The sequence below is a fragment of the Curtobacterium sp. MCPF17_051 genome, from assembly GCF_003234595.1.
Classification (GTDB): Bacteria; Actinomycetota; Actinomycetes; order Actinomycetales; family Microbacteriaceae; genus Curtobacterium; species Curtobacterium flaccumfaciens.
Map to the genome: position 1 here is coordinate 107,010 of NZ_QKSE01000014.1, position 10,018 is coordinate 117,027.

The window sequence follows — 10,018 nt, forward strand, 5'->3', positions numbered from 1 at the left end:
TGACGACGGACGCTGATCCGTCCGTCGTGCGCACGACCGGTCGGACGCCACAGCCCCGAGCGTGATCTCCGGGTCCACGCACGGCAGACGGGTGCGTCAGGCGCGGTGCGTGGCGATGAGTGGCCCGAGGTCAGCGGCGCGCTCAGCGGCTCCGATCAGGCCGGTGGTCTCGAGCCAGTTGCCGACCATGCGGTACCCGCCCTCGGTCAGGACCGACTCCGGGTGGAACTGCACGCCGAAAACGGGGTGCTCACGGTGCTGGACGCCCATGATGACCCCGCCCTCGGTGCGCGCGGTCACGGTGAGCTCGTCGGGGACGGTGCCGTCGACGATGGCGAGCGAGTGGTACCGCGTCGCCGTGAAGGGGTGGGGGACGCCGGCGAAGAGCGGGCTGTCGTCGTGGTCGACCTCGGAGGTCTTGCCGTGCATGAGCTCCTCGGCGTGCGTGACCGTGGCACCGAGGGCCTCAGCGATGGCCTGGTGCCCCAGGCAGACTCCCAGCAGCGGGGTCTCGGCTGCGATGGCCGCGTGCACCGTGGGGATCGAGACGCCCGCAGCCGCCGGCGTGCCCGGGCCCGGTGACAGGAGCACGCCGTCGTACTCGGCGATGCGGTCGGCGATCTCGGACTCGGGGAAGGCATCGTTGCGCACGACGTCGGTCTCGGCGCCGAGCTGCTGCACGTACCCGTTGAGCGTGTAGACGAAGCTGTCGTAGTTGTCGACGACGAGGATCCTGGTCATGGCGGTTCACCGTACTCGTGGGGGATGTGTGCGGCGGTCCGCGGGCCGATCCACACACGTGGTCACGGTAGGATACCGGCCATGGCCAAGGACAAGGACCGCACCAAGCCCGCCCGGACGACCCGAGCTGACGCGGTCGACACCGCGGGGGACGCCCCGAACCCGGTGTGGTTCAAGCCGGTCATGTTCGGCTTCATGCTCATCGGTCTGGTGTGGGTGATCGTCTTCTACATCTCGAACGCCACGCTGCCGGTTCCGAGCCTCGGCTCGTGGAACATCGTGATCGGCTTCGGCATCATGTTCGTCGGCTTCCTCATGACCACCCGGTGGCGCTGACCCCGAGCCTCCCGTTCTCTCGACGCCCGTCGCACCGCAAGGTGCGGCGGGCGTCGTCGTTCTCCACAACGTCGAGCACCAGTGGAACGCAGATCCTCGACGATCGGGCCGTTCTCCACACTTTTCCACACTCTCCACACGGTCATCCACACCCGCACCCCGGAGTTATCCACAGGTGAGTCCACAGTGGGGATAATCACACTGGTGTAACTCGATGAGTTCTCCACACCTGTGGATAACTCCCGGCGGCGCTGTGGAGAGCCGTGGATGAGCAGGAGCGAGTGCCCCGGGACGACGAACGCCCCGCCGCAGTGCGACGGGGCGTTCGAGGGTGGTGCTGCGGCCGTGTCAGCCGACCGTGACGGCGTACCCGACTGCAGTGAGGGCGAGACCGAGCACCGCCGCAGCGACGATCAACGCGATCTGCAACGGACGCTTCCGGATGTTCCGCGTCTGCGCGAAGACGAAGCCCATCACGAAGCCACCGATGATCCCGCCGACGTGCGCCTGCCACGAGATGTTGGTCCCGGGCAGGAACCCGATCACCAGGTTCAGCCCGATGATCACGAGGAGTTGCACGGCGTTGTTCCCCAGACTGCGCTGCAGCACGAAGAACGCGGCGAAGAGACCGAAGATCGCGCCGGACGCTCCGACGACCCAGGTGCCCGGGGCGAGGAAGGTCACGAGCATCGACCCGAAGATCCCGGTGATGAAGTACAGCGCCAGGAACCGCCAGGCACCGAGCATGTTCTCGAGCATCCGACCGAAGATCCACAGCGCCCACATGTTGAACAGGATGTGGAAGATGCCCGAGTGGACGAACAGGACCGTCACCACGCGCCAGGGCTGGGTCGGGAACAACAGCGAGTTGTAGGCGAACAGGCTCGAGAAGAACCCACCGCTCACCTGGTCGAGCAGCCAGATGGCGACCGAGATCGCGATGATGACGACCGTGACCTTCTGGTCGAGCATGGCGAAGCGCCGCCGAGCGACCGTGAACCCGCTGGGGGCTCCGGACGCTCGGCGGTTCGCTGCGAACTGTGCACGCTGTTCACGCACGCACTCCGGGCAGTGCACCCCGACCGCCGCCGGCGTCTGGCACTCCGGGCAGATCGTCCGCCCGCAGCGCTGGCAGAGGACGAAGCTCTGCCGGTCCGGATGCCGGTAGCAGGTGTTGTTCGGGTTGTACGCCTGGTCGGTCACGTGAGGATCAGACGCCTTCGACGTCGATGCTCTGGATGACGACGTCCTCGACGGGCTTGTCACGACCGTCGGTCGGAACACCCTCGATCGCGTCGACGACCGCGCGGGACTCGTCGTCGGCGACCTCACCGAAGATGGTGTGCTTGCCCTGCAGCCACGGCGTTGCCACCGTGGTGATGAAGAACTGCGAGCCGTTGGTGCCGCGGCCGCCCTGGATGCCGGCGTTCGCCATGGCGAAGATGTAGGGGTTCTGGAACGTGAGCTCCGGGGAGATCTCGTCGTCGAAGCGGTAACCGGGGCCACCGATGCCCTGGCCGAGCGGGTCGCCGCCCTGGATCATGAAGTCCTTGATGATGCGGTGGAAGATCACGCCGTCGTAGAGCTTGTCGGTCGAGACCTTGCCCGTGCCGGGGTGGGTCCACTCCTGCTGGCCCGTGGCGAGGTCGACGAAGTTCTTGACGGTCTTCGGTGCGTGGTTGCCGAACAGGTTGACGCGGATGTCGCCCTTGTTGGTGTGGATCGTTGCGACAGCGGTGTGCAGAGACATGTTCCGATTCTCGCATGTACTCCTGACCGCGGACGGATTGCACAGCAGCGGTTCCGTGACCTGTCAGGCAGTGTGGTGGCAGGATGGGGGCACGCCGATCCGATGGAGGTACCAGATGACGACGATCGAGATCCCGCGAAAGCGTCGGAAGCAGATCAAGAAGCTCAAGGGCCAGACCGCCTCGCTCCTCGGCGAGCAGCGCAAGGTCCTCGAGCACGCGAACGCGATCCTGGCCGAGGCCCGGTCGAATGCCGCGGACGCAGCTCGCAAGGACATCGCACCACGCGTGCAGAACGCGATCGACAACGGGATCCGTCCCGCGTTCGCCACCGGCGTGCACGCTGCCACCTCGGCAGCGCAGAGTGCTTCGCACAAGTTCCAGTCCGAGGTGGTCCCCGGACTCGTCTCGACCGCTGGTTCGGTGCTGAGCGTGACCGATCTCGCGAAGGACCCCCGGGTCAAGAAGATCGTGAAGAACGCGCAGAAGAAGAGCAAGAGCGCGAAGAAGGCCGCGGCGAAGTACGTCCCGTCGCAGCAGAAGAAGGGTCTCGGCTTCGGCGGAGTCGCACTCATCATCGTCGGCGTCGTCGCCGTCGCCGGTGCTGCGTACGCCGCGTACCAGACGCTCCGCGCCGACGACGACCTCTGGGTCGCCGACGACGCCGACACGGCGGAGAAGCCCGCCGCCTGACCTCCCGGTTCGTACGAAGGGCCCCGGCTGTCGCCGGGGCCCTTCGTCGTTCCCGGGCCTGGCATTCGTGCACCGGCGCACGCGTGCCCTGAACGCGCCCATCCACCGACCTGGAGGCCCGCACCGGCCTGGCCCCGCGCCTCCCGTCCGTCACTGATCGCGCAACCTGCCGGGGTGGCCACCGAGAGGTCGCAACCCGTCGCCGACGCGCTTGCCGGCCGACAGTTCACGCAACCTCGCCAGCGCGCATGCGGGATGTCGTGACCACTCGAAGAAGACGACATCGCATGGCGGACCCAGCCATCGCGGAGCAGCGCGCACGAGCACAGAACGAAGCCCCTGGGCAGACGACGAAGTCGTCAACCAGGGGCTGGTGCGAGTGGAGCCTGGGAGAATCGAACTCCCGACATCCTGCTTGCAAAGCAGGCGCTCTACCAACTGAGCTAAGGCCCCGAGTGCCACCGAGGTGATCGGCGACGGGATGGAGTTGTCGTGGTGTTCCGGAGAACTGGTGGGGCTACAAGGACTTGAACCTTGGACCTCTTCGTTATCAGCGAAGCGCTCTAACCGCCTGAGCTATAGCCCCTCAGACCGGATGAAAGCCTACCGTACGATCCCGCCGGAACGAAATCGAGCAGTGGGCCCATCCGGCCCGGGTGTGTCAGTTGTTCGTGAAGCCCACGAGCAGACCGCCCGTGATCCGCACACTGAGGTTGTAGAGCACGCTCACGATGGCGCCGAGGACGGTGCCGACGACCACGTTGAGGATGCCCACGACGATGGAGAACCCGAGGACCTGGCCCAGCGAGAACTGGTCCATGATCGAGTAACTGTTCTGGCCGGTGACGTCCTTCAACAGGGCGTCGACCTGGGTGAACACACCCGTCTGGTTCAGGATGACCCACACCAGTGCCGTGGCGACCACGATCACGATGCTGCCGGCCAGGGCGATGAGGAAGCTCAGCTTCACCATCGACCAGAAGTCGACGTAGACCAGTCGCAACCGCACCTGGCGGGTGCCGACGGGACGCTTCGCCTTCTTCTGGAGCTTCTCGGCGACACTACTCATTGGTTGACTGGTCCTCTCCGGCCTCGTCTGCGACGGGCTCGGTGTCGATGGGATCAGTGGAATCCGGGGCCGCTTCGGCAGGGCTGACCGTCTCCACCGGGCCCGCGGGCTCGATCTCGGCGTCGTCCTGGTCGTCCAGGTTCCGCTCGGTGTTCCGGGCCACCGCGATGATCCGGTCGTTCTCCGCGAACCTCGCGAAGACGACGCCCATCGTGTCACGGCCCTTGGCAGGGACCTCGGCCACGGCAGACCTTACCACCTTGCCCGATTGCAGCACGACGAGCACCTCGTCGTCCTCCCCGACGATGAGAGCGCCCACGAGATCGCCCCGGTCGACCGCCAACTTCGCGACCTTGATGCCCAGACCACCACGGCCCTGCACGCGGTACTGGTCGACCGCGGTGCGCTTGGCATAGCCGCCCTCGGTCATCACCCAGACGAAGCCGTCGTCCGAGACGACCCGGGCTGCGAGCAGCGAGTCGCCGTCGCGGAAGGACATTCCCTTCACACCCGAGGTCGAGCGACCCATCGGACGCAGGGTGTCGTTCGTCGCCGTGAACCGGAGCGACATGCCCTGGCGGGACACCAGGAGCAGATCGTCGTGCTCGTCGACGAGCAGCGCCTGGCGGAGCTTGTCGCCGTCGCGCAGGTTGATCGCGATGATGCCGCCGGTGCGGTTCGTGTCGTACTCGGTGAGCGCGGTCTTCTTCACCAGGCCGTGCTCGGTCGCGAGCACGAGGTACTGCGCGACCTCGTAGTCGCGGATGTCGAGTACCTGCTGGATCTGCTCGTCGGGCTGCATCGCGAGGAGGTTCGCGACGTGCTGGCCCTTCGCGTCACGGCCGGCTTCCTGCAGCTCGTACGCCTTGGCGCGGTAGACCCGGCCCTGGTCGGTGAGGAACAGGAGCCAGTGGTGGGTCGTCGTGACGAAGAAGTGCTCGACGATGTCGTCGGCTCGGAGCTGGGCCCCACGGACACCTCGGCCGCCGCGGTGCTGCGAGCGGTACTGGTCGCTGCGCGTGCGCTTGACGTAGCCACCGCGGGTGATGGTGACGACCATCTCCTCTTCGGGGATCAGGTCTTCCATCGACATGTCGCCGTCGTAGCCGAACATGATCTCGGTACGCCGGTCGTCGCCGAAGCGGTCGACGATCTCGCTCAGCTCGTCGCGGATGATCGAGCGCTGACGGCTCTCCGACCCGAGGATGTCCTGGAAGTCGGCGATCTTGCGCTCGAGCTCTTCGGCCTCGTCGTGGATCTTCTGACGCTCGAGGGCGGCGAGACGACGGAGCTGCAGTTCGAGGATCGCGCGCGCCTGGATCTCGTCGACGGACAGCAGGTCCATCAGGCCGGTGCGGGCCTCTTCGACGTCGGGCGAGCGACGGATGAGCGCGATGACCTCGTCGAGGGCGTCGAGCGCAGCCAGGTAGCCGCGCAGGATGTGGGCGCGCTTCTCGGCCTCGCGCAGACGGAACTGCGTGCGGCGGACGATGACGTCGACCTGGTGCGCGACCCACGCCGAGATGAAGCCGTCGAGCGGCAGGGTGCGGGGCACCCCGTCGACGATCGCGAGCATGTTCGCGCCGAAGTTCTCCTGCAGCTGGGTGTGCTTGTACAGGTTGTTCAGCACGACCTTGGCGACGGCGTCGCGCTTCAGCACGATGACCAGGCGCTGCCCGGTGCGACCGGAGGTCTCGTCACGGATGTCGGCGACACCGGCGAGCTTGCCGTCCTTGACGAGCTCGGCGATCTTGATCGCCAGGTTGTCCGGGTTGACCTGGTACGGCAGCTCGGTGACGACGAGGCAGGTGCGACCCTGGATCTCCTCCACCGAGACCACGGCACGCATCGTGATCGAGCCACGGCCGGTGCGGTAGGCGTCCTGGATGCCCTTGGTGCCGAGCACCTGCGCACCGGTCGGGAAGTCCGGGCCCTTGATGCGCTGCATGAGCGCGGCGAGCAGCTCTTCGCGGGTGGCGTCGGGGTTGTCGAGCGCCCACTTGGCACCCTCGGCGACCTCGCGCAGGTTGTGCGGCGGGATGTTCGTGGCCATGCCGACCGCGATGCCGACCGAGCCGTTGACGAGCAGGTTCGGGAAGCGGGCCGGCAGGATCGCCGGCTCCTGGGTGCGGCCGTCGTAGTTGTCCTGGAAGTCGACGGTGTCCTCGTCGATGTCGCGGACCATCTCGAGCGCGAGCGGCGCCATCTTCGTCTCGGTGTACCGCGGGGCGGCGGCGCCGTCGTTGCCCGGCGAACCGAAGTTGCCCTGGCCGAGCGCGAGCGGGTACCGGAGCGACCACGGCTGCACCAGGCGGACGAGGGCGTCGTAGATCGCCGAGTCACCGTGCGGGTGGAACTGGCCCATGACGTCACCGACGACGCGGGAGCACTTCGAGAACGCACGGTCCGGGCGGTAGCCGCCGTCGAACATCGCGTAGATCACACGGCGGTGCACCGGCTTGAGGCCGTCGCGAACCTCCGGCAGGGCACGACCGACGATGACCGACATCGCGTAGTCGAGGTACGAGCGCTGCATCTCGAGCTGCAGGTCGACCTGCGAGATGCGGTCACCGGAGACGACGATGTCCCCGCTGTCGCCGTGGACGATCTCGGGCTGCTCGTCGGCGCCGTTCTCGTTGTCGTCAGCCATGTGGCTTCGTTCCCTTTCTGGACAGCCTGGAGGCTGTGGTTCCGTTGGTCGCGCCGGGCGCGACCACAGGTGGTCAGGACTGGTCGACGCGGCTCACGCCGCGCCTCCTGGCCGTTAGATGTCGAGGAAGCGGACGTCCTTGGCGTTCTGCTGGATGAACTGGCGACGTGCGTCGACGTCTTCACCCATCAGCGTCGAGAAGACGCTGTCCACAGCAGCCGCGTCCTCCAGCGTGACCTGCAGGAGCGTGCGGGTGTCCGGGTTCATCGTGGTGTCCCAGAGCTCCTTGTAGTCCATCTCGCCGAGGCCCTTGTAGCGCTGGATCCCGTTGTCCTTCGGGATGCGCTTGCCGGCTGCGAGGCCGGCCTGCATCAGTGCGTCGCGCTCCCGGTCGCTGAAGACGTACTCGTGCGCCGAGTTCGACCACTTCAGGCGGTAGAGCGGCGGCTGCGCGAGGTACACGTAGCCGTGCTCGATGAGCGGACGCATGTAGCGGAACAGCAGCGTGAGCAGCAGCGTGGTGATGTGCTGACCGTCGACGTCGGCATCGGCCATCAGCACGATCTTGTGGTACCGGGCCTTGTCCGGGTCGAAGTCCTCACCGATGCCGGCACCGAACGCCGTGATCATCGACTGGATCTCCTGGTTGGCGAGGGCGCGGTCGAGACGGGCCTTCTCGACGTTCAGGATCTTGCCGCGCAGGGGCAGGATCGCCTGGGTCATCGGGTTGCGGCCCTGCACGGCGGAACCGCCGGCGGAGTCACCCTCGACCATGAAGATCTCCGACACCGTCGGGTCCTTCGACTGGCAGTCCTTGAGCTTGCCGGGCATGCCGCCCGACTCGAGCAGCCCCTTGCGGCGAGTGGTCTCGCGCGCCTTGCGGGCGGCCAGACGTGCCTGCGACGCCTGGATCGCCTTGCGGACGACGTCGCGCGCCTGCGTCGGGTTGCTCTCGAACCAGTGGGTCAGCTCGGTGCCGACGACGCGCTGCACGAACGACTTCGCCTCGGTGTTGCCGAGCTTGGTCTTCGTCTGCCCCTCGAACTGCGGCTCGCCGAGCTTGACGGAGATGACGGCGGTCAGCCCTTCGCGGATGTCGTCACCCGTGAGGTTGTCGTCCTTCTCCTTGATGATCTTCGCCTCGCGCGCGTAGCGGTTGACGAGGGTCGTGAGCGCGGCGCGGAAGCCCTCTTCGTGGGTTCCGCCCTCGTGCGTGTTGATCGTGTTCGCGAAGGTGTGGACGCTCTCCTGGTAGGAGGTGTTCCACTGCATCGCGACCTCGAGCGCGATCTTGCGCTCCGGGTCCTCGGCCTCGAAGCCGATGACGTCGGGGTGGACCAGGTCGGCCTTCTTCTGCGCGTTGATGTACTCGACGTAGTCGGCGAGACCTCGCTCGTACATGAACGTGTCGTTGCGCGCCTCTTCCCCTTCTTCCGGGGTGCGCTCGTCGCGCAGGTTGATCCGCAGGCCCTTGTTCAGGAAGGCCATCTGCTGGAACCGCGTCCGCAGGGTCTCGTAGTCGAAGACGACGGACTCGAAGATCTCGGCGTTCGGCCAGAACGTGATCGTCGTGCCGGTCTCGTCCGTCTCTTCGTCCTTGGAGACGGGCGCGACGGGGACACCGTCGGTGTAGCTCTGACGCCAGACGTGGCCCTGCCGACGGACCTCGACGTCGAGCTCGGAGCTCAGCGCGTTCACCACGGACGAACCGACGCCGTGCAGACCACCGGAGACGGCGTAGCCGCCACCGCCGAACTTGCCACCGGCGTGCAGGACGGTGAGGACCACCTGCAGGGTCGAGACCCCTTCGGCCGCGTGGACGTCGACCGGGATGCCACGGCCGTTGTCGACGACGCGGACGCCACCGTCTTCACGGATGCTCACGTCGATGGTGTCGCAGTACCCGGCGAGGGCTTCGTCGACGGAGTTGTCGACGATCTCCTGGACCAGGTGGTGCAGACCGCGCGGGCCCGTCGAACCGATGTACATACCGGGGCGCTTGCGGACGGCCTCGAGCCCCTCGAGCACCTGAATCTGGTCTGCGCCGTAGGACGGTTCGCTCTGCGGGGTCTCCGCGCCGAGCGGGTTCTGCCGGTCGTCTTCAGATTCTGCTGCCATGTCGAGCGTGCTCCTGCCTGCGCGCGGAACGCCCGCGCACTGCACCCCCCAGTCTACCGCAGAGCCCCCTCTTTCGAGGGCTCATCTGCCCCTCAGACGGGCTTTTCTGGCACTCCAGGATGATTTCGTCGCCTCAACCGTAGGTGTCGCGAGGACCGCGCCCCTGGACCGTCCTGGGGCCGCGTTTCCACGTGGGGGCGTCCGGGCCGGAAACCCTGATCGACTCGACCCCGGCTTCGGGGTGCCGTTCCGCGATGGTCGTCGTGACCGTCGCACGCATCAGTCTGAGCTGGGTCGCCCAGGCCGTCGAGTCGCACCGGATGACCAGTGCGCCGTCCTCGATGGTGACCGGCCGGGAGTGCTTCGCCAGCTCCTCGCCGACGACGCTCGGCCAGTCCACGAACAGCTCGGAGCGGGCGAGGGGTTCCGTCCAGCCGAGCTCCTGGGCGAGCGAACCGACGATGTCGGCGAGGCCCTTCGGCTCGCGGCCACGTCCGTACGGCACGGTGTCGGCGTCGAACTCGCGGGCACGTCGTCGGCGGGCATCGGTGCCGCGCTTGGACGGGTCGCCGAACACCGCGCGCAGGTGGCGGTACACCTGCGAGGGTTCGGTGGGCTTGCGGGGCTTCGGCATCAGGCGTCGGCTCCGGCGGGGGTCGGGTC

The 10,018-nt window shown here is 67.1% G+C and carries 9 protein-coding genes and 2 tRNA genes; 2 read left to right on the forward strand and 9 right to left on the reverse strand.

The window, feature by feature from the left end; genetic code table 11:
• Positions 1-96: 96 nt before the first annotated feature.
• On the reverse strand, positions 97-741 hold the full coding sequence (locus DEJ35_RS12455) for an aminodeoxychorismate/anthranilate synthase component II (protein ID WP_110861901.1): 645 nt from the start codon (positions 739-741) through the stop codon (positions 97-99).
• Positions 742-822: 81 nt separating this feature from the next.
• On the opposite strand from DEJ35_RS12455, the gene DEJ35_RS12460 reads away from it, so the two are divergent.
• Positions 823-1,077 carry a cell division protein CrgA gene (locus DEJ35_RS12460; protein WP_110861899.1) on the forward strand — a complete coding sequence of 85 codons (255 nt, stop codon included), beginning with the start codon at positions 823-825 and terminating at the stop codon, positions 1,075-1,077.
• A gap of 348 nt (positions 1,078-1,425) precedes the next feature.
• On the opposite strand, the gene DEJ35_RS12465 is transcribed toward DEJ35_RS12460, so the two are convergent.
• Positions 1,426-2,280, reverse strand: a complete 855-nt coding sequence (locus DEJ35_RS12465) for a rhomboid family intramembrane serine protease (RefSeq protein WP_111192836.1) — start codon at positions 2,278-2,280, stop codon at positions 1,426-1,428.
• A gap of 7 nt (positions 2,281-2,287) precedes the next feature.
• Positions 2,288-2,827: a peptidylprolyl isomerase gene (locus DEJ35_RS12470; RefSeq protein ID WP_027466924.1), complete on the reverse strand. Its 540-nt coding sequence runs from the start codon at positions 2,825-2,827 to the stop codon at positions 2,288-2,290.
• A gap of 115 nt (positions 2,828-2,942) precedes the next feature.
• Between DEJ35_RS12470 and DEJ35_RS12475 the strand changes: the two genes are divergently transcribed.
• Positions 2,943-3,518: a hypothetical protein gene (locus tag DEJ35_RS12475; RefSeq protein WP_051597033.1), complete on the forward strand. Its 576-nt coding sequence runs from the start codon at positions 2,943-2,945 to the stop codon at positions 3,516-3,518.
• Between the two features lie 380 nt (positions 3,519-3,898).
• Here DEJ35_RS12475 and DEJ35_RS12480 read toward each other — a convergent pair.
• The 6 genes from DEJ35_RS12480 to DEJ35_RS12505 all read right to left on the reverse strand — a co-directional run bounded on the left by DEJ35_RS12480 (position 3,899) and on the right by DEJ35_RS12505 (position 9,989).
• Positions 3,899-3,971: transfer RNA gene (locus DEJ35_RS12480), tRNA-Ala, on the reverse strand.
• A gap of 56 nt (positions 3,972-4,027) precedes the next feature.
• A tRNA-Ile gene (locus tag DEJ35_RS12485) sits at positions 4,028-4,104 on the reverse strand.
• Between the two features lie 75 nt (positions 4,105-4,179).
• On the reverse strand, positions 4,180-4,587 hold the full coding sequence (locus DEJ35_RS12490; RefSeq protein WP_027466922.1) for a DUF3566 domain-containing protein: 408 nt from the start codon (positions 4,585-4,587) through the stop codon (positions 4,180-4,182).
• Positions 4,580-7,237: a DNA gyrase subunit A gene (gene gyrA / locus DEJ35_RS12495; RefSeq protein WP_110861892.1), complete on the reverse strand. Its 2,658-nt coding sequence runs from the start codon at positions 7,235-7,237 to the stop codon at positions 4,580-4,582. The genes DEJ35_RS12490 and gyrA overlap by 8 nt, the downstream gene beginning before the upstream one ends.
• A gap of 114 nt (positions 7,238-7,351) precedes the next feature.
• Complete coding sequence (gene gyrB, locus DEJ35_RS12500; RefSeq protein ID WP_110861890.1) at positions 7,352-9,355, reverse strand: DNA topoisomerase (ATP-hydrolyzing) subunit B; 2,004 nt, start codon at positions 9,353-9,355, stop codon at positions 7,352-7,354.
• A 133-nt stretch (positions 9,356-9,488) separates the two neighbouring features.
• Complete coding sequence (locus DEJ35_RS12505) at positions 9,489-9,989, reverse strand: DUF721 domain-containing protein (protein ID WP_027466919.1); 501 nt, start codon at positions 9,987-9,989, stop codon at positions 9,489-9,491.
• Positions 9,990-10,018 lie beyond the last annotated feature (29 nt).

What these genes read in the sequence shown, in the direction of transcription:
- DEJ35_RS12455 (WP_110861901.1), bottom strand. Translation starts at nt 741, where the DNA reads ATGACCAGGATCCTCGTCGTCGACAACTACGACAGCTTCGTCTACACG.
- DEJ35_RS12460 (WP_110861899.1), top strand. Translation starts at nt 823, where the DNA reads ATGGCCAAGGACAAGGACCGCACCAAGCCCGCCCGGACGACCCGAGCT.
- DEJ35_RS12470 (WP_027466924.1), bottom strand. Translation starts at nt 2,827, where the DNA reads ATGTCTCTGCACACCGCTGTCGCAACGATCCACACCAACAAGGGCGAC.
- DEJ35_RS12475 (WP_051597033.1), top strand. Translation starts at nt 2,943, where the DNA reads ATGACGACGATCGAGATCCCGCGAAAGCGTCGGAAGCAGATCAAGAAG.
- DEJ35_RS12490 (WP_027466922.1), bottom strand. Translation starts at nt 4,587, where the DNA reads ATGAGTAGTGTCGCCGAGAAGCTCCAGAAGAAGGCGAAGCGTCCCGTC.
- gyrA (WP_110861892.1), bottom strand. Translation starts at nt 7,237, where the DNA reads ATGGCTGACGACAACGAGAACGGCGCCGACGAGCAGCCCGAGATCGTC.
- gyrB (WP_110861890.1), bottom strand. Translation starts at nt 9,355, where the DNA reads ATGGCAGCAGAATCTGAAGACGACCGGCAGAACCCGCTCGGCGCGGAG.
- DEJ35_RS12505 (WP_027466919.1), bottom strand. Translation starts at nt 9,989, where the DNA reads ATGCCGAAGCCCCGCAAGCCCACCGAACCCTCGCAGGTGTACCGCCAC.